This window comes from Halomonas sp. THAF5a (assembly GCF_009363755.1).
In the GTDB taxonomy this organism is placed as follows: domain Bacteria; phylum Pseudomonadota; class Gammaproteobacteria; order Pseudomonadales; family Halomonadaceae; genus Halomonas.
Genome location: NZ_CP045417.1, coordinates 222109 through 245444, shown reverse-complemented (window position 1 = coordinate 245444; position 23336 = coordinate 222109). Strand labels below are relative to the sequence as shown.

Below are 23336 nucleotides of genomic sequence, written 5' to 3'. Positions count from 1 at the left end.
GCGCTGCCCCCATCGCGTCACCCGGCGTCATCGTGATCATGGCCATGACCGCCGGACGATGCCGCCTGGACGGCGCAGCGTGCCACGCCTTCGGCCAGCCCATGCAGCAGCTGCGGATAGAGCGTCTCACCGAGCGGCAGGTCGACACCGAGGGGATCGATGACGATCGAGGTCTCGACGCCGGTGCCCTCGAACACGCTCTCGACCAGCGCCGGGTTGTACTGCGGCTCACGGAACACGCACTGGACACCGAGCTCGGCGACGCGCGCCTGGATCTCGCGGATGCGCGCCGGGCTCGGGTCCGAGGCATCGCCCAGGGAGATCGCCCCGGCCGCCGGCACCTCGAAGCGGTGCTCGAAGTACTGATAGGCATCGTGGAAGACGATGAAGCGCGTCCCACGGGCATCCGCGAGGCGGTCGTTCAGTTCGTCGATCAGGGTGTCCAGCTCGGCCTGTCCCTCGGCCGCGTTCTGGCGATAGACGTCGGCGTTGTCGGGATCAAGCTCGGCCAGCGATGCGGCGATGGCCTCGAGCCAGGCCTGGGCGTTCACCGGGTCGAGCCAACCGTGCGGGTCCAGGCCCTCATGGGCATGGCCGTGGCCATGGTCGTCATGCCCGTGATCGTCGTGGCCATGGTCGTCATGCCCGTGATCGTCGTGCCCGTGATCATCGTGGCCATGGTCGTCATGCCCGTGGTCATCGTGGCCATGGTCGTCATGCCCGTGATCGTCGTGCCCGTGATCATCGTGGCCGTGATCGTCACCCCCATGGTCATGCGCCTCAAACGTCGCTCCCTGACGAAACGCGTGACGCAGCGTGCCGGGCACCTCCATCAGCTCCACTTCCCGCGCGTCGCCGGCCAGCGACTGCCGGGCCCGAGCCAGCCAGGGCGTCAGGTCGTCGCTGACCCAGAAGACGACGTCGGCCCGCGACAGCGCCTCGGCCTCCGAGGGCCGCATGGAGTAGCCGTGCGGGGAGGCGCCCGGCTGGATCACCAGGTCGGGCGAGCCCAGCTCCCCCATCACGCGGTCGACCAGCGAGTGCACCGGCGGGATATCCACGGCCACGGCGGGCACCTCGGCCACCGCGACGGCGGGTGCCAGCAGCCAGGTCAGGCAGAGCGGACGTAGCAGGGTGTTCTTCATCATTCTCCTCCGGGATCCAGGGTACGGGCGGGCAGTAAACGAGCGATTGAGCCGAATAATGTTATGTTATAACATTAACGATCGTGTCAACACCATCCGACGCCCCTGCCATCCCACACCGGCTCGGCAACTCACCGGAGGGTCTCCATGCCACTGCTCTCGCTCGATGACCTGCATGTCGTTCTCGGCGGGCGAACCGTTCTCGAGGGCATCGACCTGCGCCTCGACCGCGGTGAGATCGTCACCCTGGTCGGCCCCAACGGCTCCGGCAAGTCGACCCTGCTGCGCACCATCATCGGCGCCGTGCGGCCTGCCGGCGGCCGGCTCGTGCGCCAGCCGGGCCTCACCATCGGCTACGTGCCCCAGCGGCTGGCCATCGATCCCACCCTGCCGATGACGGTCACCCGCTTTTTGAACCTGCCGCGTCGCCATTCGGCTCAGACGTTGCGTCAGGCCCTGGAACGCGCCGGCGTCCCCGGACTGGGCCGACAGCAGGTGACGAATCTCTCCGGCGGGCAGTTCCAGCGCATCCTGCTCGCTCGAGCCCTGCTGGAGCAGCCCGACCTGCTGCTGCTCGACGAGGCCACCCAGGGCCTCGATCACCGCGGCACCGCCGACTTCTATCGCCAGATCGAGCGCGTGCGGCGCGAAGTGGGCTGCGCGGTGCTGATGGTCAGCCATGAGCTGCACGTGGTAATGCGCGCCTCGGACCGCGTGGTGTGCCTGAACCGCCATGTCTGCTGCCAAGGCACGCCCGAGCGGGTGCTGGCGTCGCCGGCCTATCGGGAACTGTTCGGGCCCGACACCGTAGATGCCCTGGCGTTCTATCGCCATGCCCACAACCACATCCATCACGACCACCCTGCCGGCACGCCCGCGCCGACCGGCACACCCCCACTGGAGGCCAGCCGCTGATGCTCGACGACTTCCTGGTACGCGCCGCCCTGGCCGGTCTCGGCGTGGTGCTCGCCGCCGCACCGCTGGGCTGCTTCGTGGTATGGCGGCGCATGGCCTACTTCGGCGACGCCACCGCCCATGCCGCCATCCTCGGCGTGGCGCTGTCGCTGCTGCTCTCCACGTCCATCTTCGCCGGCGTGCTGGTGGTCTCGCTGCTGATGGCCACCCTGGTCTCGCTGCTCAGCGGGCGAGGCTATGCCATGGATACCCTGCTCGGCGTCATGGCGCACTCGGCGCTCGCCTTCGGTCTGGTGGCGGTCTCGTTCCTTTCCGGGGTACGCATCGACCTGATGGCCTATCTGTTCGGCGACATCCTGGCGGTCGGCAAGGACGACCTGGCCATCATCGGTGCCGGGGCGCTGCTGGTCGTCAGCCTGGTAGGATGGCGCTGGTCGGCGCTGCTCACCGCGACCCTGGACGGCGACCTCGCCCGGGCCAGCGGCATCGATCCCCGGCGCGAGCAGCTGGTGCTGACGCTGTCGCTGGCCGTGGTGGTGGCCGTGGCGCTGAAGGTGGTGGGGGTACTGCTGATCGCCGCCCTGCTGATCATTCCGGCCGCCGCGGCCCGGCCCTTCTGCCGCACCCCGGAGGCGATGGCCCTGGTGGCCGCGGTGATCGGGGCCGCCTCGACCACCGGCGGCCTGCAGGCCGCCTACTGGCTCGACACCCCCACCGGGCCCACCATCGTCTGCCTGGCGGCGATCCTGTTCGCTCTCTCGAGCCTGGCCGGCCAGCTCAAGCGCCGGCTGTCTCGCGCCGAGCCGTCTTCCGCCGCGCCCCCTTGAGCGCGGCGGACGGCGAGGCACTCAGCCCAGGTCGTTGCCGAGCGTCTTGAGCTTCTCGGGGCTGAGGGCCAGGTCGTCGTTCCGGTTGACCCCGATGCCCTGATCGATGATGCCCCGGGCGATCTCCTGCGCCTCCTCCAGGGAGTGCATCAGGTAGGTACCACACTGATGCTCGTTGAGCTCGGGAATCTCCTCCATGCGCTCGACGTTCAGCACATCGTGCATGGCGGCCTGCCAAGCCTCGGCAACGCTCTGCTCGCTCGGGCTGCCCAGCAGGCTCATGTAGAAACCGGTGCGACAGCCCATGGGCGAGATATCGATGATCTCGACGCCGTCGCCGTTCAGGTGCTGGCGCATGAAGCCGGCGAACAGGTGCTCCAGGGTGTGAACCCCCTTCTCGCTCATCAGGTCCTCGTTGGGCTTGTTGAAGCGCAGGTCGAAGACGGTGATGGTATCGCCCGAGGGGGAGCGCATGGTCTTGGCGACGCGCACCGCGGGGGCGCTCATGATGGTGTGGTCCACGGTAAAGCTGTCGAGTAGGGGCATGTCGGCTCCTGCAGGTCATGGGGAAGGACGCGGCCGCCTGGGCCGTGCTCGATGCGGGCATGGTAGCTCGTTGCGTCGGCGGTTCGCCAACCCCAGCGGCTGGAAAAACGCCGGGCGGGGACTAACATGAGATCATGACGTGAAGGCTTGGCATGACACCATGGCGGCCCTGAGCACCGTGACGCCTGGCCTCGACGAGATGATACCCCCAAGGAGGTCATCATGAGCTGCGAGATCCACCGCGACCATCCCCACCAGCATGGCCCGGATTGCGGCCACACGCGCATCAGGCACGATGGCCATGTCGACTACCTCCACGACGGGCACCTGCACCATCCCCATCAGGATCACGTGGATGAGCACGTCATCGAGGTGTCCGAGACGAACCCCGATGGCTGCACGCCGCACCACCGGTGCCAGGGGCACGACCCGGACCACGTCCACGGCCCGGGGTGCGGCCACGAGCCGGTGCCGCATGGCGATCACACCGACTACCTGGTCGACGGCCACCTGCACCACCCCCACGGTGACCACTGCGACGATCACGGGCCGATCGACGTGGTGCGCTGACGGCCACGGCGGGCCCCTGTCGCTGCCCCGGCGTGATGCCGGGGCGCTAGTGTCGCGCTGACTCCAGGAAGCCCATGGGCTGCCCCTGCGGGCGGCCGACCAGCGCTTCGTCGCGCACCACCGCCTGGCCACGGACCACGGTGGCGATCGGCCAGCCCGTGACCGCCTGACCATGGTAGGGCGTCCAGCCGCTGACGCTGGCGATCCACTCATCGGTGATGGTGCGCCGGGCGTTCAGATCCACCAGGGTCAGGTCGGCGTCGTATCCCAGCGCGATGCGTCCCTTGCCCTCGATGCCGAACAGCCGGGCCGGCCCGGCGCTGGTCAGGTCCACCAGCCGCTGCAAGCTGAGCCGGCCCCGATGCACGTGATCCAGCATGATGGGCACCAGGGTCTGTACGCCGGTCATGCCGCTGGGCGAGTCCGGGTACGGCCGGGCCTTCTCCTCGCGGGTGTGGGGCGCATGGTCGCTGCCGATCACATCCACCACGCCGTCGCGAATCGCCTGCCACAGCCCCCGGCGGTGGGCATCGTCGCGCACCGGCGGGTTCATCTGGGCCAGGCTGCCCTGGCGCTCGTAGCACTCCGGCGCGCACAGCGTCAGGTGGTGGGGGGTCACCTCGACGCTGACGCGGCGCTTGTGGCGGGCCAGGTAGGCCATCTCGTCGGCGGTGGAGACGTGCAGCACGTGCAGCCGCCGGCCGCTCTCGGCGGCCATCCCCACGATGCGCCGGGTGGCCATCAGCGCGCTCTGTGGATCGCGCCAACGGGGGTGGTCCCGGACGTCGCCGCTGGCCTCCACCAGGGCGCGGCGTTCGCGCAGCCGTGCCTCGTCCTCGGCATGCACGGCCAGGCGGCGCCGGCCATGACGCAGGATACGCCGCAGCACGGTGTCGTCATCGGCCAGCAGGTCGCCGAAGGAGCTGCCCATGAACACCTTGACGCCGGCACAGCCGGGCAGCCGCTCCAGCTCGGCCAGGCGTTCGGCGTTGACCCCCGACCCGCCCATGTAGAAGGCGTGGTCGCACCAGGCGCGGCCACGGGCGCGGTCGAACTTGGCCTGCAGGTCCTCCGGCGTCAGGGTCAGGGGGGCGGTGTTGGGCATCTCGAAGACGCCGGTGACCCCGCCCAGCACGGCGCCGCGAGTGCCCGCCTCCAGGGTCTCCTTGTGGGTGAGGCCCGGTTCGCGGAAGTGCACCTGGGTATCGATCACCCCGGGCAGCACGTGCAGGCCGGCGGCGTCCAGGGTACTGGCGGCGGTCCAGCCGTCACGCAGCTCGCCGAGGGCCACGATCCGCCCGTCCAGGCAAGCCACATCCATGCGCTCGATGCCGGCAGGCGTGACCACCCGGCCGCCCAGCACCAGCAGGTCGGCATGGCGGCGGGCCAGGCGCGCGTCGAGGTCGTCGATCGGGCTCATGCGGTGGCCTCCTCGGCGTTCCCCGGAGCGAGCAGGCGCTGCAGACGGTCCGCCTGGGCGCGGCGCTGGGCGTCCCGGTCGGGGGCCTGGCACTCGCTCTCGAGCAGGGCGATGGCGTCCTCCACGCCGAGCGTGCCGAGGTCGGTGCCGTCCCGGTGGCGCAGGGTGACCCTGCCCTCGGCCGCCTCCCGGCCGCCGACGACCAGCAGATAAGGAATACGCTGCAGGGTCTGCTCGCGGATCTTGTAGCCGATCTTCTCGTTACGCACATCGGCCTCGGCGCGCAAACCGGCGCCGCACAGCGCCTCGGCGAGCGCCCGGGCATAGTCGGCCTGGGCCTCGGTGATCGACATCACCACCGCCTGCCGGGGCGCCAGCCAGGCCGGCAGCTTGCCGGCGTGATGCTCGATCAGGATGCCGAGGAAGCGCTCCAGTGAGCCGAACAGCGCACGGTGCAGCAGCACCGGACGCTGGCGCTGGCCCGCTTCGTCGACGTAGTCGAGCGCGAAGCGCTCGGGCAGGTTCATGTCCACCTGCAGGGTGCCGCACTGCCAGTCGCGGCCGATGGCGTCGCGCAGCACGAACTCCAGCTTGGGCCCGTAGAAGGCCCCTTCGCCGGGGTTGAGCTCGTACTCCAGCGCCATCCCCTCCAGCGCCGTGGTCAGGGCGCCCTCCAGACGGTCCCAGACGGCCTCGCTGCCCATGCGGTTCTCCGGCCGGGTGGAGAGCTTGAGGCGCACCTCCTCGAAGCCGAACTCCCGATAGATGTCGAGCACCAGCGCCACCACGCGGCGGCACTCCGCGTTCATCTGCTCGGGCGTGCAGTAGATATGGGCATCGTCCTGGGTGAAGTGGCGCACCCGCAGCAGGCCATGCAGGGCGCCGGAGGGCTCGTAGCGGTGCACCTTGCCGAACTCGCCCATGCGGATCGGCAGCTCGCGGTAGCTCTTCAGGCCGTGGCGATAGAGCATCACGCTGCCCGGGCAGTTCATCGGCTTGAGCGCCAGGTCGCGGCCATCCTCCGTGCGCGTGGTGAACATGTGCTCCTGATAGTTCTGCCAGTGGCCGGAGGTCTCCCACAGGGCGCGATCCATGAGGTCCGGCGTGTTCACCTCCACATAGCCGCCGGCGGCCTGGCGGCGACGCATGTAGGCGATCAGGGTCTGCAGTACCGTCCAGCCGCCGGGCTGCCAGAACACCGCGCCGGGGGCCTCTTCCTGGAAGTGAAACAGCCCCAGCTGGCGCCCCAGGCGGCGGTGGTCGCGCTTCTCGGCCTCCTCCAGGCGCGTCAGGTAGGCCTTGAGCGCCTTGCGGTCGGCCCAGGCGGTGCCGTAGAGGCGCTGCAGCTGGGCGTTGCGGGCGTCGCCCCGCCAGTAGGCGCCGGACAGCTTGGTCAGCCGGAAGTGCTTGAGAAAACGGGTGTTGGGCACGTGGGGGCCGCGGCACATGTCCACGTATTCCTGATGGAAGTAGAGCCCGAGGGTGGCCTCGTCGGGCATCTCCTCGATCAGGCGCTGCTTGTAGCCCTCGCCGCGCTCGCGGAAGATCCGGAGGGCCTCCTCCCGCGGCACCCGTCGCTTGACGACGTCGTACTCCTGGGCGATCAGCTCCGCCATGCGCGCCTCGATGGCCGCCTGGTCCTCCGGCGTGAAGGGGCGCTCGAAGGCGATGTCGTAGTAGAAGCCGTCGTCGATGACCGGGCCGATCACCATCTCGGCGTCGGGATAGAGCTGCTTGACGGCGTGCCCCACCAGGTGGGCACAGGAGTGGCGAATGATCTCCAGCCCCTCGGGATCGCGGGGCGTGATCACCTGCACCCGGGCGTCCTCGGTAATGGGGTCGCAGGCATCCACCAGCCGGCCGTCCACGCGGCCGGCCAGCGCCTGGCGGGCCAGGCCGGGACCGATGGCGGCGGCGATCTTGGATACGCAGGTGGGCGCGGTCAGCGTCAGCTCGCGTCCGTCCGGCAGGGTGATGATGAGGGTGTCGCCGGCGGCGGGAGGGAGCGTCTCGGTCATGGGAGGGGTCTCGTCGATCGAAGCATATCGAAGCATGAGGGGGGGCCGTCCTAGGCAAGCACCGGCTGCCAGCGGGGGCCTTCGGGCGTATCGCGCACCTCGGCGCCCAGCTCGGCCAGGGCGTCGCGCAGGGCATCGGCACGGGCGAAGTCGCGCTGCTGCCGGGCCTGTTCGCGCTCGGCGACCAGCGCCTCGATGCGCGTCACCGGCAGGTCGGCGCGTTCGGGGGCCAGCGCGGCCAGGGCCTCGGCGGGGGACTGCTGGAGCAGGCCGAGCAGCCTGGCCGAGGCCAGCACGGTGCCCTTGGCGCGGGCACGCTCGGCATCGCTGTCCGCGGCCTTCAGGTCGTCCACCAGCCGCTGCAGGCGGCCGAGCGCCTCGGCGACGTTCAAGTCACGGCGCAGCGCCGCCAGCAGCTCTGCGTCCGGGGGCGCGTCGGTGGCCTCCAGGGCCTCGACCTCGGCCAGGGCCCGGTAGTGGTGGAGCAGGGTGCGCCGGGCACGCTTCAGGCGCTCGGCGTTCCAGTCCAGGGGGCGGCGATAGTGGGTGCCGAGCAGCGCCAGGCGCACCGCCTCCCCCGGGCCCTGGTCGAGCAGGTCGCGCACCAGCAGCACGTTGCCCAGCGACTTCGACATCTTCTGCCCGTCCACGGTGACGAAGCTGTTGTGCACCCAGGTGTGGCAGTAGCGGGCGCCGTGGGCGCAGGTGCCCTGGGCGATCTCGTTCTCGTGATGGGGGAAGATCAGGTCCTGGCCGCCGCCGTGGATATCGATGGTGTGGCCCAGGTGTTCGCCGATCATGGCGGTGCACTCCACGTGCCAGCCGGGCCGCCCGCGCCCCCAGGGGCTCTCCCAGCCCGGCTGCTCGGGCGCGGAGGGCTTCCACAGCACGAAGTCCAGCGGGTCGCGCTTGTAGGGGGCCACTTCCACCCGGGCGCCGGCCAGCATCTCCTCGGGGCGACGGCCCGAGAGCCGGCCGTACTCCGCAAAGGAGCCGACGTGAAAGAGCACGTGCCCCTCGGCCTCGTAGGCGTGGCCGCGTGCGATCAGGGTCTCGATCAGCGCGATGATCTCGGGAAGATGCTCGGTGACGAGGGGTTCGAGATCCGGTGGGCGCACGCCGAGCGCCTGCATGTCCTCTTGATAGGCGGCGATATAGCGCTCGGTGATGGTGCCGATGGGCACCCCCGCCGCCGCAGCGGCGGCGTTGATCTTGTCGTCCACGTCGGTGAAGTTGCGCGCATAGACCACCCGCGCATAGTCATGGCGCAGCACCCGTGACAGCAGATCGAAGACCACCGCCGGACGGGCGTTGCCGATGTGGGCGTAGTTGTAGACCGTGGGACCGCAGACATAGAGCGTGACGCGGTCCGGTCGTTCGGTGCGCAGCGTCTCGCGACGGCGAGTCAGGGTATTGAAGAGTTGCATCGTGCTCCTGGCATGGCGTTCGGGCGGCGGATCCGTCAGGAACTCAGCGGTGCGGTGATGACCTCCACCGAGCCGTCGCGAATGGCGTTGTAGAAGCAGTTGGGCCGCCCCGTATGGCAGGCCGGCCCCTGCTGGTCGACGAGCAGCAGCACGGCGTCGCCGTCACAGTCCAGCCGCGCCTCGATGAGCCGCTGCCGGTGGCCCGAGCTCTCGCCCTTGCGCCACAGGGCCTGCCGGGAGCGCGACCAGTAGCAGACTCGCCCGGTGTCCAGGGTCTCGCGCAGCGCCTCGCGGTTCATCCAGGCGAGCATCAGCACCTCGCCGCTGTCGTGCTGCTGGGCGACGGCGGTCACCAGGCCGTCGCTGTTCCACGGCATGGCGGCGACGACGGCTTCGAGCGGACGGCGCTCACCGCGCTCGGCCTCTTCCAGTTGCCTCCAGATGTCCATCAGGCCTCCTGCCAGTTCCACTGGCTGCGGGCCACGGCGTCGTGGGCGTGCAGGCTCTCGGCATGCACCACCCGCAGGGAGAAGCCCTCGATGCCGGGCTGGTCGCGAAGCGCGTGGTGCAGGCGCCGGGCGGCATCCTCGCAGAACATCAGATTCTGGCCATTGGCCAGGGCGAAGGCCTGCTCGTCGACGCGCTTGACCGCGGTCTGAAGCGCCGTGCCGAGCGCCTTCTCGACGCGCTCCACCAGGGCCGTAAGCGGCAGCGCCTCGAGGTCATCCGCCAGGCGCACCGACAGATGGGCCTGGCTGCGCTGGCTGTGGGGCGTGGCCAGGATGCCCTGCTCGCTGCCCAGCCAGGCATGCACCGCCTCGCGGGTGACCGGCACGTCGGTGAAGTCCTCGTCGAAGGCCTGCTGGATCAGCTGGCGGGCCAGGGCCGCCGAACAGGGGCAGGTCGAGGAGTAGCCGACCGTCAGGTCCAGGGTAACCGCCAGGCCTTCGGCATCGCGCCGGCAGCGCAGGGCGAAGGGATAGGTCTTCCATCCGGACAGCGGACTGATCAGCGCCGGGCGGCGCAGCAGCGCCTCGCCCTCCAGGTCGAGGAAGGCCTGCCGGGCCAGCCCCTCATGGCTGGCCAGGAAGGCGTCGAGCACCTCGGCAACCCGCGACTGCGAGAGCTCACGCGCTTCCAGGTCCGCCAGCGCCAGGTAGAGGCGCGACATGTGAATGCCCCGGGCGGTGGGATCGTCGAGGCTCACGCCCGCCGAGGCGCGACCGGCAATGCTCTGCCCGGCCACCCGGAGCGGCAGCGCGATGCCTTCCATGCCGACCCAGCTCAGCGTGCCCAGGCGTTCGGCAGGCGCGGCGGCGATGTCTTCCAGAGAGTGCTGTTCCATGTAGGGCTCGCTTGTGAATGACGACTAGCGGTCGAAGTAGTCGAACAGCCGCGTGACGGCGTCAGGCGCCACGCCGCTGGTGATGAAGACGAAGCGTGAGACCCCATCGGGGCACGCCTTCGACGGCAGGGCCACCGGCGGGTGGAAGATATGCTGAACCCCATGCAGGGCCAGCGGCTGTGGCCGACCCGCGACGTTCACGATCGCCTTGATGCGCAGCATCCTGTCGCCGAGCAGGCTCATCACTAGCTCCAGCCAGTCCTCCAGCACCTCGGGCGCGATGGGCGCCTCCACACTGAAGCAGAACGAGCGTATCTGCTCGCCGTGCCGGCTCAGTGGCGCTTCGCCGGCGGGGGCCAGCATCGGCGCAAAGGCGGCGCTGGCCGTGGGCGCCAGTCCCGAGAGGGAAGACACCTGGAGGTAGGCGCCCGCGCTCAGCCAGTCCTCGGCCTGCCGGTCGGCGTGCTCCGAGACGGGCAGGCGCTTGGCGGTGAGCCGCTCGGCCTCGATCTCACCGTGGTGCACGGTCCACTGCTCGGCCGCCGGATTGATCTCGGTCAGCCGCTCGGCGAGCCGCGTCAGGCGGCTGTCGTCGACCAGGTCGGCCTTGGTGATCAGCAGGCAGTCGGCGATGGCCGCCTGTCGTTGAGATTCGCGATGGGCGTTGAGGGTCGAGATGCCGTTGGCCGCATCCACCAGACACACCACGCCATCCAGCCGAAAGCGGTGGGCCAGCCAGTGGTCGGTCATGAGGGTCTGGAGAATCGGCGCCGGATCGGCCAGCCCCGTGGTCTCGATCACCATCCGCGAGATCGGTCGACCCTCTCCACGGTCGAGGCGCTCCAGCGCCTGCTGGACGCTGCGACTGAGGTCCCCGCGGATGGTGCAGCACAGGCAGCCGCTGCTCATCTCCACCACGCTATGCTCATCGCCTTCGGCGACCAGCCGGTGGTCGAGCCCGATATCCCCGAACTCGTTGATCACCACCAGCGCATCACGCATGGCAGGCTGGCGCACCAGTTGGTTGAGCAAGGTCGTCTTGCCGCTGCCGAGAAATCCGGTCAGTACCGTGACCGGAATGAGGTCTTCCGTGGGCATGGCTTACTCCCAGGCGGGGAAGGGGTCGGGCAGCGCCTGCCAGGCGTCCTTGCCGGCCAGCAGCTCTTCGTCGCTGAGCAGGCAGGCATCCAGCGCCTGGCGAATGCGCGCCTCGTCGAGGTTCTGGCCGATGAAGACCAGCTCCTGGCGCATGTCGCCGAAGGGCTCCTGCCACTTGTCTATGATGGCCGCGCGATAGTCGGGGTCATCGGGCCAGTTCGCCTCGGGGACGGCCTTCCAGAACAGGCCGGCGAAACCGTAGTGGGCGATGCCGCCGGCCTGGCTCCACTGGCCCGCGAACTGCGGCCGGGTGGCCAGCCAGAAGAAGCCCTTGGAGCGCAGCAGCTTGCCGCCGAACCAGTCACCGTGGAGCAGGTCGAAGAATGCCTGCGGATGGAAGGGACGCCGAGCGTGGTAGGCGAAACTCGAGATGCCGTACTCCTCGGTCTCCGGCACGTGCTCGCCGCGCAGCTCCTTCAACCAGCCCGGGGCCTGCTGGGCGCGCTCGAAGCTGAAGCGGCCGGTGTCGAGCACCTTCTCCAGCGGTACACGGCCATGAGTGATGGGAATCAGCTCGGCCTCGGGGTTGAGCGAGCGCAGCACCGCCTTCAGCTCGTCAAGCTGCTGGGCGTCGAGCAGATCGGTCTTGCTGATCAGCAACACGTCGCAGAACTCGATCTGGTCGACCAGCAGGTCGGCGACGTTGCGCTCATCCTCTTCGCCCAGGCTCTCGCCCGCCTCGGCGAGTGACTGGGCCTCGCGATACTGGCCGAGGAAGTTCGCCCCATCGACCACCGTGACCAGGGTATCGAGCCGCGCCACCTGCGAGAGACTTTCCCCGTTCTCGTCGGCGAAGGTAAAGGTCTCGGCGACCGGCAGCGGCTCGGAGATGCCGGTCGACTCGATGACCAGGGTATCGAAGCGGCCCTCCTCGGCGAGTCGTCGTACCTCGACCAGCAGGTCTTCGCGCAGGGTGCAGCAGATGCAGCCGTTGCTCATCTCAACGAGCTGCTCCTCGGCACGATTGAGCGTGACCTCGCCCGGCTCGCCGGGGGCACCCCGGACCAGCGAGGCATCGATGTTGACCTCGCTCATGTCGTTGACGATCACCGCCACTCGACGACCCTCGCGATTGGCGAGGATATGGTTGAGCAGCGTGGTCTTGCCGGCGCCCAGGAACCCGGAGAGCACGGTCACCGGCAGAGTCGGTTGCAGGGGTGTCATCAGCCTTCACCTCGGTTCTTGCGGTAGTGGGTCTCGCGATGCTCCTGGCGCTCCTTGGCCTCCAGGCTGAGCCGCGCGGTGGGACGCAGCAGGAGCCGAGGAAGGCCGATCGGCTCACCGCTCTCCTCGCAGTAGCCATAATCGCCCGCCTCGATGCGGCGCAGCGCCGCGCCGATATTGGCCAGCAGCCGGGTCTCCCGATCGGCCTGACGCAGCTGCAGGCGCAGCACCTCCTCGAAGGCCGCCTGGTCCAGCTCATCGCTGTCGCGCTCGTGGCCGGCCATGGCGGCACGAATGTCGCCCAGGTGTTCCTCGATGCGGGCCTTGTCGGCAAGCAGTCGACGGCGGAAGAACGCCAACTGCTCGTCGTTCATGTAGTCATCAGCCGGCATCGACAGCAGACGGGTCTCTTCGGCAGATGGCATCGCACTCTCCTCTCGCGACAGGCACGCGAGGCGCGGCGCTCGTCGCCACCGCCGCGCCTGCGGTTAATGGGCATGACCGGCTGGGTGGCCAAAGGTGGCATTGAACTGCAGCATGGCCACCCAGCTCTCGTCCTGGCCGGCGAAGTCCTCCTGACTCAGCTGGGCGCGCAGGAAGGCATGGTCGCGGAAGCGCCAGGTCGCCTGTCCGCTGTGGCGGTAGGAGGCATCGGCGGACTCCAGTTCGCTGGGGTGGGCGTGGACGGTCTCGTTGGTCAGCCCCAGGGCCTCGCTGCGCACCCCGAGCTCCCAGTGCGGCGCGACACCGTAAATGGCCTCGACATAGGCGCCGTCCTGCTGCTCGGTGAAGTCGTCCCCCGATTCCCAGTCACCGTGGTGATTGACCCGCTCGGTCAGGTCGCGCTCGGTGTAGAAGTATTCGGCGCCCAGGGTCCAGTCGCCCTGACCGCCATGCCGGCCGCTGCGGTAGTGATAGCGGGCATCCAGGCCGGCGAACCAGCTGTCGCCCTCCAGGCTATGGGCATGCTCGCCATGGTCGTCGAGACGGACGTACTGGCGACTGACGCCGGCGGAAGCGCCGTAGTCGAGGGTCTGGCCATCGCCCAGGGCGGTGCGCTGCTTGGCGAAGATCGTCACCAGCCGCGGGCCGCTGTCTCGCGCCTCGCTGCCCCCTTCATCGAAGCGGCTGAGCCGCTCGCCGTCCCCTTGCAGCCACTCGGTGCCCAGGGTGGTGTGCGGCGAGGGTGACCAGGTGAGCTGCACGCCATCCTCACGCAGGCCGTGATCGCCGAACAGGTACTCGTTGACCAGCGGGCGTTCGATGAAGTCCCAGGCATGGGGATGGCGACTGTTGACGTGACCGATCTCCGACAGGAACCGGCCGGCCTTGATCCGCAGGTCGTGAGGCAGCGCCCGCGTCGCCACGAAGGCCTCCTCGAGACTGACGTCGTCCTCGGTAAGCGATACCACGGCCTGCCCCTCGAACAGCGAGGTCTGCCCGCGCAGCATCAGTTCGGAGTGCCCCAGGTTGAAGCCTTCATCGAGACCATGCGCATGGCCGTGATCCTCGTGACCGGCATGGCCTTCGTGATGGCCTTCATCATGATCCTCGCCATGGCCAAAGCCGGCGGGGGAGCCCTCGTCCCCGGAGACGCGGTTGTGGTAGATGCCCTCCACGGTCAAGGCGGCGGACAGGCGCAGATCGGCAAGCCCCACGCCAGCACGGTCATGGTCATGGTCGTGGTCGTGGTCGTGACCATGCCCATGCGCCTCATGGTCATGCCCATGCGCCTCGTGATCGTGCGAGTGGGCATCCTGCTCCTGCCCGTGTGCGGTCGTGCTCATCAGCAGGGTGGCGGCGAGCGGTGTGAGAAGGCGAAAGGGGCGGCGTGTCATGGTATCTCTCGGTCGGATGAGCTGGCTCGGCTTCAAGGACCAGAAAAGATACGTTATAACATAACATTCAAGCAACCCCATGTCGTAGGGATCCCGCCATGCCGTCGAGCGCACTCAACCTAAACGCCCCTCGCTCTCGCACTACCCCCCGCCATGCCGAGGGCGAGGAGATCAGCATCCTGCCCCGCATCTTCGAGGAGGAGGTCAACATCGCCATCATGCGGCGCCGGCTTTCCCCCGGCGTCGAGGCCGGCGTGACGGCACAGCTCCAGGCCGAGCGGGCGCTCTCCTTTGCCTGGCTCGGCCCCGCCGGGGACGCCCTGCGCGCGGAGCTTTCGCAACACCTCCATGCGCCCGACGCCTGCAGTGAGCTGATCGAGGATATCGTGACCCTGGCCGACGCCATGGCCTACCTCTTCGACACCGATACCGTGGGCCTGCGCCTGCGCCGGATGGACGGCGCCATGTGTCCCCGCTTTCACTGCGACAACCTGCCCGTGCGCCTGGTCACGACCTACCACGGCCCCGGCAGCGAGTGGCTGCCCGAGCGGGCAGTCAACCGCCACGGCCTGGGGGCACCGACGCCCGAGAAACCGGAGATCGTCACCGACCCGGGCGCCGTGCAACGGCTCGAGGTCGGTGACCTGGCGCTGCTCAAGGGCAGCGGATGGATCGGCAACGAGGCGCACGGCCTGGTCCACCGCAGCCCGAGCGTACCGGCTGGCCAACAGCGCCTGCTGCTGACGCTGGACCCCGCCTAGCGGCGGATGCTCAGGCGGTGGGCCGGCGCTTCAGGGTGGTGCGCCGATCGTGATAGGCGATCGCCAGGCCGCTGGCGATGATCAGGGTACCGCCGACGAAGACCCAGAGATCCGGCACCTCGCCCCAGAACCACCAGCCCAGCCCCACGGCCCACAGCAGGGCCGTGTAGTCGAAGGGCGCGACCAGCGCCGCCGGGGCGTAGCGAAAGGCCAGGGTCAGGCCGGTCATGGCGCCGACCCCGAGCACACCCGCCACCAGGAAGGCCGGCCAGTGCTGCGGGGCCGGGGTCTGCCACACCCAGGGCAGCGTCGCCGCCGAGACCAGAAACGGCACCAGGGTGGTGTAGAAGACCATCGCCCAGAGGTGCTCGCGATCGCCGTAGCGCCGCGCGGTGAGCATGGTCAGGGCATAGAAGACCGCCGCGCCGACCACCACCAGGGCGCCGGGCTGGAAGCTCGCGCCCCCCGGGCGGATCACCACCAGCACCCCGAGGAAGCCCAGCAGGGTGGCGGCCAGCGTCGGCCCGTCGACCCGCTCGCCGAGCAGCGGCACCGACAGCACGGTCACGAAGAGCGGCGCGGCGAAGGCGATGGCCGTGGTCTCGGCCAGGGGCAGCAGGGTGAGGCCCCACATGAAGCAGATCATAGTGCCGCTGAAGATCAGGCCGCGCAGCAGGTGCACCCCAGGGCGCCGGGTGGCGAGGGTGCGCAGGCCGCCGTTGAAGCGCGCGATCAGGGCGATCAGCGGCAGCGATACCAGGGTGCGAAAGAAGATGATCTGCAGCGGCGAGTGCACCTCGCCCAGCCACTTGGTGATGGCGTCGCCCAGCGCCAGGCAGAAGACGCCCAGGCACATGAAGCCGATGCCCTTGAAGGTGGATGACGTGTAGGTCGGTGGCATGCCGACGTCCCTCCCTGGCGGCGACGAAAACGATCACCCCGCCGGCCTGGGGCCGGCGGGGTGTCAGGTGGGTCAGGCTAGTCGGTGGCGCACGCGGGGGCAAGGCCTCAGAGGCTGGCCTGCACCACCATGCACTCCATGCCCTGGGCCACCAGCCGTCGGCAGGCGGTGTGCGCCTGCCCCTCGTTCATGTCGACCAGCCGGGCGCGGTAGACGCCGGCGGACTCGGCGCTGCCCACGGCGACCCGGGCATGGGCGAGCTCGCTGGCCAGGCGATCGGCGGCCCGGGCGGCCAGGCTGCGGGCGTGGCCGGCATCGCGGAAGGCGCCGACCTGCACGCCCCAGCGGCCCCCACCGAGCGACCCCGGCGCGGCCGCGCCCTCGGCGATCAGCTCGCGAATGGGATCCTCCTCGACGGAGCCCTGTGCCGGGGCCACCGCCTCGGCCGCGACGGGGCGCTCCACCCGGGCGATCTGCGTCGCCGGCTGCGCCGACGGCATGCTCGGCGTCGAGGCCGCGGCCGGGGAGGCCACCGTGACCTCGCGATCGACCTTACGCGGCGTCGCGCCGAGGCTCGCCAGGCGCTGGTCGCGGGCGATGGGCTGCCCCGGTGCCAGGGGCTCGCCGGGCATCAGGCGGCCGCCACTGATGTCCGCGCTGGCCAGCCAGTCGCGGCCGTCGGCCAGCGACGCACGCAGGAAGCCGCGATCCAGCAGGTCGGCGGTGTGGGCGTCCCGAGAGGCGGCGGTGAAGCCGCCCATCACCACGGTCAGCAGGCGGCGCTCGTCGCGCACTGCCGAGGTGGCGACGTTGAAGCCGGAGGCGCGGATGAAGCCGGTCTTGAGGCCGTCGGCGCCGGGGTAGGAGTCGAGCAGACGATTGTGGCCGGTGATGGTCTTGCCCTGCCAGGTGAAGCGCGTGCGCGAGAAGCGCGGGTAGTACTGGGGGAAGTCGCGCATCAGGTGGCGCGAGAGCACCGCCATGTCGCGGGCGGTGGTGACCTGGCCGGCGTCGGGCAGGCCGTGGGGATTGCGGAAGACGGTGTCCTGCATGCCGAGTTCACGGGCCTTGTCGGTCATCATCTGCGCGAAGCGGGTGTCGCTGCCGCCCAGGGCCTCGGCCACCACCACGGCCACGTCATTGGCCGACTTGATCACCAGCGCATCGATGGCGGTGTCCACCGGGATGCTGGAGCCGGGCTTGACGTAAAGCTTGGAGGCGGGCTTGGCGGCCGCATAGGCGGAGACCGGCAGCGGCTGGTCCAGGCGCAGCCGCCCCTCCTCGAGGGCCTCGAAGACCAGGTAGAGCGTCATCATCTTGGTCAGCGAGGCGGGATAGCGGAGCCGGTCGGCGTTCTCCGCGTAGAGGATCTCCTGGCTGTCGGCGTCGATGACGATGCCGGCATAGCGGGGATTGCCGGCGTTGGCGGTCCCGGCCACCAGCAGCAGGCAGGCCAACAGCGCGCAAACGCCCCCCAGGCGGCGCCGGATCGTTGTTGTGCTAGGCACCATGATGCGTTCCCTCGAGGTTGTTCCCATGACACCTAAACATTATGGCTAGCCGCCGCGCCCTGTACAGGGCGGGGATCAGACTTTTCGCCGATTTTTCGACTGAATCCCCCGGGCGCGATTGGCGGTGGCGTCGGATGGTTGCCGGTGAGACGACGCTGGCTCAGCCCGGGCTCCCCACCAGGTGCTGGGCGCCCATCCACACCAGCCGCAGAGCGAGCAGCGTCAGCGCCCAGCGAAAGAGCGCGTCGAAGCGCCGCTCGGAGAGGCGATGGAGCAGGCGCAGCCCCAGCCAGGTGCCGAGAAAGCCCGCCGCCACCATGGCGAGCATCAGCGCCAGCCAGTCGTGGAAGACGAAGCCCGCGGCGCCGAACACGAAGGCCTTGGTGAGGTGCTGAGCCACCATGCAGGCGGAGAAGGTCGCCACCTTGGGCAGCCGCCCCGCCTGGCGCTGCTTGACGAAGGCCGCCACCACCGGGCCGCTGGCGCCGACCAGGCTGGAGAGCAGGGTCGTCACCGCGCCGACGACCAGGGTACCGACGCGGCCCAGGGCGCGCCCGGGCAGCCCCGGCCCCCAGAGGGTGACGAGCACGAAGGCGGCGATACAGAGCTCCAGCACCCCCGCCGGCAGCCGGATCAGCAGCCAGGCGGCCGCCAGGGCGCCGAGCGCCACCCCGGGCAGGAAGGCGGCCAGCGTCGCGCGATCGATGTGGCGCCAGGTCATCGCCGTACGGCCGACGTTGGAGCCCAGCTGCACCATGCCGTGAACCGGGATCAGTGCCGCCGCCGGCATCACCTGGGCCAGCGCCATGATCATCAGCACCCCGCCCCCGACCCCCACCGCCGCGGTGAACGCCGAGGTGAGCGCCGAGAGCAGGATCATCAGCAGGTTGAGCGAGGCGGCGAGCGGCGAGAGGTCGGCGAGCAGCTCCATGGGATCCCCCTTAACGTGTGAGGAGCCCACTATAGCGGAGCCCGCCCGGCTTCGCCGTCCGGCCCAAGCGCCCTCGTCAGGGCGCCCTGGATGCTGCCCTCAGGTCTCGGCATTCACCGGCAGCTGGGCGATCAGCTCGCCCACCCGCTCGGTGACCGCGGCGATGGTCGCCTCGTCGTAGCGCCGGCCCTTGCGCTTCTTCAGGCCCTGCTCGTAGAGCCGCACGTGCTCGGTGGGCGCGACGTCGGCGTTGGCCAGGCAGTGCTCGGCGCAGTGCATCTGACAGCCGTCGATGGCCACGATGGGACGGCCCGAACGGGCGGTGCGAACCAGGCCCGGCACGCCGCCGCCCACCCCGGCGATGCAGGACATCTCGGCGTCGCGCCGGTGGTCCAGGCGCAGGGCGACCTCGTTGGCGAGCTGGGCCACGTCGGAGCAGCCCGAGCAGGCGTAGATCAGGGGACGGGATCGGTTGGCGGTACGGGACATGCGGCCTCCCCGGACGACGGATCTCGCGTCAGTCGTCGTCCAGCATGAAGTCGCGCAGCGCGTGCTCGTCGAGCACGACCAGGCGCTGGCGATCGATGGTGATGACGCCCTCCTCGCGTAGCCTGGCCAGCAGGCGCGAGAGGGTCTCCGGAGTCATGGCGAGCTGGGCGGCCAGCCAGCGCTTGGGGATGGTCAGGCGTACCACCTGCTGCCCCACGAGATGGCCGGCGGGCAGCTGGCGGAGAAGATAGCTGACCAGCCGCGACATGGCGTCCGCCTGGGTGAGCAGGGCCAGGTCCTCGAGGCGGTCGGTGAGTTCCAGGGCCAGGCGGCTCATGAACTCGGCCCGGCAGTCGGGGTGGCGATCGAGGATCTCGCGGCAGCGCGCGGCGGGAATTGCCAGCACCTGGGTGCGCCGCAGCGCCTCGGCGCAGTAGAGGTAGCTCCCCGGCCCCGAGACCATGCTCAGCTCGCCCAGGGTGCCGCCGCGCTCGACGCAGCGGATGGTCGCCAGCCGGCCGTCGCGGCCGCTGCGCACCAGGCGCACCAGGCCGTTGATCACGATGTAGACCCGCCGCGCCGGGGCGTCCTGGCGGAACAGCCACTCGCGGCTCGCCAGGGTGCGTACCCCGGCATCCTGGAGCAGCCCCTCGAGGGCCTCGTCGTCGAGGCCGCTGAGCCAGGGCACCCCGCGCACCAGCTCGCGGAGCTGGCGCGGCCGCAGCAGCGGCTCAGTCGAGGAACTGGGCGCCGGGACAGTAGCCATAGGCGAGCCCCTCCTCCACGGGCGTGTCGGCGTCGATGATCAGGTAGCCGTGGGCCTGGCTGGCGGCGCCGAGCATATGCGAGCCCTGGCCACCGGCCAGCCGCGCCACGGGCGCGCCGGCGCGCCAGTCCAGCACCACCCGCAGCAGCTCGCGGCGCCCCCGGCTCGCCCGGCGCGAGAAGCCGGCCGCGACCGGGAAGCGCTCGAGCGGCGCGGGGGCGCGCCCCTGGCACCCGTGGACGAAGGGCAGCGCCAGCAGCTGCCAGCCCACCAGCGAGGCCACCGGGTTGCCGGGCAGGCCGATCAGCGGCGTCCCGGCCTCCCGGGAGGCGCCGAGCCAGCCCAGGGCGAAGGGCTTGCCGGGCTTCATGGCCACGCCGTGGAAGGCGATGCCGCCGAGACGCTCCAGCACCGGGCGCACGTGATCCTCCTCGCCCACCGAGACGCCACCGGTGCAAAGCACCAGGTCAGCAGTGTCGCGGGCCTCGGCGAGCACCGCGGCCAGCGCCTCGGGGGTGTCGAGCACCGGGCCGAGATCGAGCACCTCGCAGCCCTGGCCGGCCAGCAAGGTGCGCAGCATCGGGCCGCTGCTGTCGTAGACGGCGCCCGGCCGCCAGACCTGGCCGGCGGCGATCAGCTCGTCGCCGGTGGTGATCAGGGCCACCCGCAGGCGCCGGTGCACCGTGACGCTGGCGATGCCCTGGCCGGCCAGCAGGGCGATGGCCGCAGCGGTGAGCCGCGTGCCCGCCGCCAGCAGGTTATCGCCCGCGCGGCTCTCCTCGCCGCGGCGACGGATATTGGCGCCGGCAGCGATCTCGGCTGGGAAACGCACCCGGCCGTCGTCTCCGACCCAGACGCGCTCCTGGGGCACCACGGCGTCGGCCCCCAGCGGCACCGAGGCGCCGGTGAAAATGCGCGCGCAGCCGCCCTCGGCCAGGCGTTGCACGCCGGCCCCGGCGGGAATGCGCTGGACCACGGAGAGCCCGCCGCCGGCCGCGGCCAGGTCATCGAGGCGCAGCGCGTAGCCGTCCATGGCGCTGTTGTCGACGCCGGGCATGTCGAGTGTCGCGCGCGCCGGCTCGGCCAGCACCCGGCCCGCGGCCGCCTCCAGCGCCACGCCCTCGAGGCCGGCAATCGGCCGGGCGGCCCGGACCATGCGGTCCCGGGCCTCGAAGAGATCGAGCAGGCCCGGGGTAACGACGTCGGCGCAGCCGCAGTTCATGCCGTCACTCCCGACGCCGCGCCCGTCGTGTCTTGGCCGGCACTCGCCTGGCGAGAGACGCAGGGCGCGACCTGGGGGCGCACCATGGCGACGAAGTTGCAGGGCCGGGTGCGGGCGTCGAGCTGCTCGACCAGGATCTCGTCCCAGGCGGTGGCGCAGGCCTTGGGCGAGCCGGGCATGGCGAACACCAGGGTGCGGTCGATCAGCCCGGCCACGGCGCGGGACTGGATCGTCGAGGTGCCGATGGTGGCCAGCGAGCGCTGGCGGAACAGCTCGCCGTAGCCGTCGATGGCCTTGTCAAACAGCGGCGCCAGGGCCTCGGGGGTGGTGTCCCGGGGCGTGAAGCCGGTGCCGCCGTTGACCAGGATGACCTGGACATCGTCGCGCACCACCCAGGCCGAGACCACGGCGCGCAGGCGGTAGACGTCGTCGGGCACGATCCGGCGCTCCGCCAGGCGGTGGCCGGCGGCGCTGAGGCGCGCGGCGAGCAGGTCGCCGCTGCCGTCTTCCGCGAAGCCGCGGGTATCGGAGACGGTGAGCACGGCGATGCCCAGGGGCACGAAGGGGGTGTTGGCAGAGACATGGGACATGAGGATCCTCCTTGCCGTACATGGTGCGGCGGCGCTGGAAAGAGGGAAATGACGCGCATCAATAAAGCGCGAGATCCCGCCTCGGCCGGCGGGGCCTCGCACGCTTCTTTACTGCATCAGCGCGCTGCCGCCGTCATCGTCTAGGGCGATGCCCTCGACGCCGATCTCGGCCTCCAGCGCCAGCAGGTAGTGGCGCAGGGCGCGACGCGTGGCCTGTTCACGCAGGCTGTGACGCACCCGCTCGGCCACTTGCTCGAAGGGCAGCTCGCGCCCCTCCTGGCGCGCGTCGATGCTGATGACGTGCCAGCCGTAGCGTGAGGCCAGTGGGCGATCGTGCAGCCCGACGGGCAGCCGCTGCAGGGCGCCGTCGAGCTCGGTCACGGTCTGGCCGGGGGCGAGCCAGCCAAGCTCCCCGCCCTCGTCCTTCGAGGGGCAGGCGGAGTGGCGCTGGGCGAGCTCGGTGAAGCGCTCGGGCACCTGCTCGAGCTCGCGGATCAGCCGCTGGCCCTGGTGATAGCCAGCGTCCCGAGCCTCGGCGTCGTCCGGCGCCGCTGGCAGCAGGATATGGCGCACCTTAAGCCGCGTTGGCTCACTGAAACGCTCGGCGTGGGTCGCGTGGAAGCGACGGCAGTCCGCCTCGGCGGGATCGGGCACGTCGAGCTCTTGTTCCAGCAGGGCGGCGATGGCGGCGTCGCCCTCATCCAGCGCCGCGTCATCGGCCTCGACCAGCCCCAGCTGAGCGGCGCGCTGGCGCAGGAGCTCGCGCACCACCAGGGCGCGGGCGGCCTTGAGCTGGGCGGAGCCGGCGCTGTCGGCGGGGTGGTACTGCATCTCCTCGGCGATGGCGACCTCGGCGATGGTGGCCTCGCCGACCCGGATCGGGGGCGGGCTCGCGCCCCCGGGAATCATCTCGATATCGATCTTCTGCATGGGAGAATCCTCGGTGCTCTTCTCAACCTGTCGGATAAGGGGCTTTCCGGCGGCAGGACTGCGAGGAGGTGCTATGAACCCCTCCCTGGGCGCTACCGACGCCCTCCCTGGCGTCGGACCTCCTCTTCGCCCTGCCCCCGGCGCCCTGGCCGGACGTAGCGGCAACCTTTCTGCTCAGCCCCGCTTGCGCACCAGCTGGTAGCGGCGGGTCACGTAGCCGAAGGGCACGCTCCACACGTGTACCAGGCGCGAGAACGGGAACAGCAGGATGATGGTCAGGCCGATGAAGATATGGAGCTTGTAGATCCAGGAGACCTCGGCCATGTAGTCCGCCGCCCCGCCGCTGAAGAAGACGATGGACTGCGCCCAGCTGGAGAGTGTCAGCATCATCGCGCCGTCCAGGTGACCCAGGGAGAAGATCACGGTGATCAGGCCCAGCGCCGCTTGGAAGACGATCAGCCCGAGGATGACCGTGTCCATGGTGCTCGAGGAGGCCTTCACCCGGGGGTTGGTCAGACGCCGATAGAAGAGCATGGCCCCGCCCACCACGCAGAGGACGCCGGCGATGCCGCCCACCACGATCGCTAGCAGCTGCTTGGTGCCGGCGTGCAGGAAGGGCGCATAGACCCAGTGCGGCGTCAGCATGCCGAACAGGTGGCCGAAGAAGATCACCAGAATGCCGATGTGGAAGAGGTTGCTGGCCAGACGCATGTTCCTCGACGAGAGCATCTGGCTGGAGCCGGTCTTCCAGGTGTACTGGCCGTGGTCATAGCGCAGCAGGCTGCCGACCAGGAACACCGTGCCGGCCAGGTAGGGATAGTAGCCATAGATGAGGTGTTGCAGGTATTCGCCAAACATGACG

General features: G+C 70.1%; 24 protein-coding genes. 4 read left to right on the top strand and 20 right to left on the bottom strand.

Going from position 1 to position 23336, the window contains the following annotated elements; all coding sequences use genetic code 11:
- Window positions 1–17: 17 nt before the first annotated feature.
- On the bottom strand, window positions 18–1145 hold the full coding sequence (locus FIU83_RS01075; protein ID WP_152485201.1) for a zinc ABC transporter substrate-binding protein: 1128 nt from the start codon (window positions 1143–1145) through the stop codon (window positions 18–20).
- A gap of 147 nt (window positions 1146–1292) precedes the next feature.
- Here FIU83_RS01075 and FIU83_RS01070 point away from each other — a divergent pair, with 147 nt between their 5' ends.
- Window positions 1293–2060 carry a metal ABC transporter ATP-binding protein gene (locus tag FIU83_RS01070; RefSeq protein ID WP_152482357.1) on the top strand — a complete coding sequence of 256 codons (768 nt, stop codon included), beginning with the start codon at window positions 1293–1295 and terminating at the stop codon, window positions 2058–2060.
- Window positions 2060–2887, top strand: coding sequence for a metal ABC transporter permease (locus FIU83_RS01065; RefSeq protein WP_152482356.1), 828 nt, complete (start codon window positions 2060–2062; stop codon window positions 2885–2887). Before FIU83_RS01070 ends, FIU83_RS01065 begins: the two co-directional genes overlap by 1 nt.
- 21 nt (window positions 2888–2908) lie before the next feature.
- On the opposite strand, the gene luxS is transcribed toward FIU83_RS01065, so the two are convergent.
- Window positions 2909–3433: an S-ribosylhomocysteine lyase gene (gene luxS, locus FIU83_RS01060; protein WP_016854070.1), complete on the bottom strand. Its 525-nt coding sequence runs from the start codon at window positions 3431–3433 to the stop codon at window positions 2909–2911.
- A gap of 222 nt (window positions 3434–3655) precedes the next feature.
- Between luxS and FIU83_RS01055 the strand changes: the two genes are divergently transcribed.
- A complete protein-coding gene (locus tag FIU83_RS01055; RefSeq protein ID WP_152482355.1) occupies window positions 3656–4003 on the top strand; it encodes a hypothetical protein in 348 nt (115 codons plus the stop codon).
- A gap of 46 nt (window positions 4004–4049) precedes the next feature.
- On the opposite strand, the gene FIU83_RS01050 is transcribed toward FIU83_RS01055, so the two are convergent.
- The 9 genes from FIU83_RS01050 to FIU83_RS01010 form a co-directional block, all read right to left on the bottom strand.
- Window positions 4050–5423, bottom strand: a complete 1374-nt coding sequence (locus tag FIU83_RS01050; protein WP_152482354.1) for a dihydroorotase — start codon at window positions 5421–5423, stop codon at window positions 4050–4052.
- Window positions 5420–7441 carry a threonine--tRNA ligase gene (gene thrS, locus FIU83_RS01045; protein ID WP_152482353.1) on the bottom strand — a complete coding sequence of 674 codons (2022 nt, stop codon included), beginning with the start codon at window positions 7439–7441 and terminating at the stop codon, window positions 5420–5422. Before thrS ends, FIU83_RS01050 begins: the two co-directional genes overlap by 4 nt.
- Before the next feature lie 50 nt (window positions 7442–7491).
- Window positions 7492–8868, bottom strand: coding sequence for a cysteine--tRNA ligase (gene cysS / locus FIU83_RS01040; protein WP_152482352.1), 1377 nt, complete (start codon window positions 8866–8868; stop codon window positions 7492–7494).
- 35 nt (window positions 8869–8903) lie between these two features.
- Complete coding sequence (gene hisI, locus FIU83_RS01035) at window positions 8904–9317, bottom strand: phosphoribosyl-AMP cyclohydrolase (protein ID WP_152482351.1); 414 nt, start codon at window positions 9315–9317, stop codon at window positions 8904–8906.
- Window positions 9317–10213: a GTP cyclohydrolase FolE2 gene (gene folE2 / locus FIU83_RS01030; RefSeq protein WP_152482350.1), complete on the bottom strand. Its 897-nt coding sequence runs from the start codon at window positions 10211–10213 to the stop codon at window positions 9317–9319. The genes hisI and folE2 overlap by 1 nt, the downstream gene beginning before the upstream one ends.
- 24 nt (window positions 10214–10237) lie before the next feature.
- Window positions 10238–11311, bottom strand: coding sequence for a GTP-binding protein (locus FIU83_RS01025; protein ID WP_152482349.1), 1074 nt, complete (start codon window positions 11309–11311; stop codon window positions 10238–10240).
- Between the two features lie 3 nt (window positions 11312–11314).
- The gene (gene zigA / locus FIU83_RS01020; RefSeq protein WP_152482348.1) at window positions 11315–12535 is read right to left on the bottom strand and encodes a zinc metallochaperone GTPase ZigA; all 1221 of its coding nucleotides are present in this window, start codon (window positions 12533–12535) and stop codon (window positions 11315–11317) included.
- Window positions 12535–12960 (bottom strand): TraR/DksA C4-type zinc finger protein, encoded by a 426-nt coding sequence (locus FIU83_RS01015; protein ID WP_152482347.1) that lies wholly within the window; start codon window positions 12958–12960, stop codon window positions 12535–12537. The genes zigA and FIU83_RS01015 overlap by 1 nt, the downstream gene beginning before the upstream one ends.
- A 63-nt stretch (window positions 12961–13023) precedes the next feature.
- On the bottom strand, window positions 13024–14373 hold the full coding sequence (locus FIU83_RS01010) for a TonB-dependent receptor (protein ID WP_152482346.1): 1350 nt from the start codon (window positions 14371–14373) through the stop codon (window positions 13024–13026).
- 98 nt (window positions 14374–14471) lie between these two features.
- On the opposite strand from FIU83_RS01010, the gene FIU83_RS01005 reads away from it, so the two are divergent.
- Window positions 14472–15134, top strand: a complete 663-nt coding sequence (locus FIU83_RS01005) for a DUF1826 domain-containing protein (RefSeq protein WP_152482345.1) — start codon at window positions 14472–14474, stop codon at window positions 15132–15134.
- Window positions 15135–15144: 10 nt separating this feature from the next.
- Here the strand turns inward: FIU83_RS01005 and FIU83_RS01000 are convergent, their stop codons facing one another.
- The 9 genes from FIU83_RS01000 to narI all read right to left on the bottom strand — a co-directional run bounded on the left by FIU83_RS01000 (window position 15145) and on the right by narI (window position 23332).
- Complete coding sequence (locus FIU83_RS01000) at window positions 15145–16035, bottom strand: DMT family transporter (protein WP_253939512.1); 891 nt, start codon at window positions 16033–16035, stop codon at window positions 15145–15147.
- 107 nt (window positions 16036–16142) lie between these two features.
- Window positions 16143–17546: a D-alanyl-D-alanine carboxypeptidase family protein gene (locus tag FIU83_RS00995; protein WP_152482344.1), complete on the bottom strand. Its 1404-nt coding sequence runs from the start codon at window positions 17544–17546 to the stop codon at window positions 16143–16145.
- 160 nt (window positions 17547–17706) lie between these two features.
- Entirely contained in the window at window positions 17707–18477 is a 771-nt protein-coding gene (locus FIU83_RS00990) for a sulfite exporter TauE/SafE family protein (protein ID WP_152482343.1), read from the bottom strand.
- A 99-nt stretch (window positions 18478–18576) separates the two neighbouring features.
- A complete protein-coding gene (locus tag FIU83_RS00985; protein ID WP_152482342.1) occupies window positions 18577–18966 on the bottom strand; it encodes a putative zinc-binding protein in 390 nt (129 codons plus the stop codon).
- 28 nt (window positions 18967–18994) lie between these two features.
- A complete protein-coding gene (locus tag FIU83_RS00980) occupies window positions 18995–19732 on the bottom strand; it encodes a Crp/Fnr family transcriptional regulator (RefSeq protein WP_152482341.1) in 738 nt (245 codons plus the stop codon).
- Window positions 19698–20954 carry a gephyrin-like molybdotransferase Glp gene (glp, locus tag FIU83_RS00975; RefSeq protein WP_152482340.1) on the bottom strand — a complete coding sequence of 419 codons (1257 nt, stop codon included), beginning with the start codon at window positions 20952–20954 and terminating at the stop codon, window positions 19698–19700. The genes FIU83_RS00980 and glp overlap by 35 nt, the downstream gene beginning before the upstream one ends.
- On the bottom strand, window positions 20951–21544 hold the full coding sequence (gene moaB, locus FIU83_RS00970) for a molybdenum cofactor biosynthesis protein B (RefSeq protein ID WP_152482339.1): 594 nt from the start codon (window positions 21542–21544) through the stop codon (window positions 20951–20953). Before moaB ends, glp begins: the two co-directional genes overlap by 4 nt.
- Window positions 21545–21652: 108 nt before the next feature.
- Window positions 21653–22474, bottom strand: a complete 822-nt coding sequence (locus tag FIU83_RS00965) for a peptidylprolyl isomerase (RefSeq protein ID WP_152482338.1) — start codon at window positions 22472–22474, stop codon at window positions 21653–21655.
- 174 nt (window positions 22475–22648) lie between these two features.
- Window positions 22649–23332 carry a respiratory nitrate reductase subunit gamma gene (gene narI, locus FIU83_RS00960; RefSeq protein ID WP_152482337.1) on the bottom strand — a complete coding sequence of 228 codons (684 nt, stop codon included), beginning with the start codon at window positions 23330–23332 and terminating at the stop codon, window positions 22649–22651.
- Window positions 23333–23336: the final 4 nt, after the last annotated feature.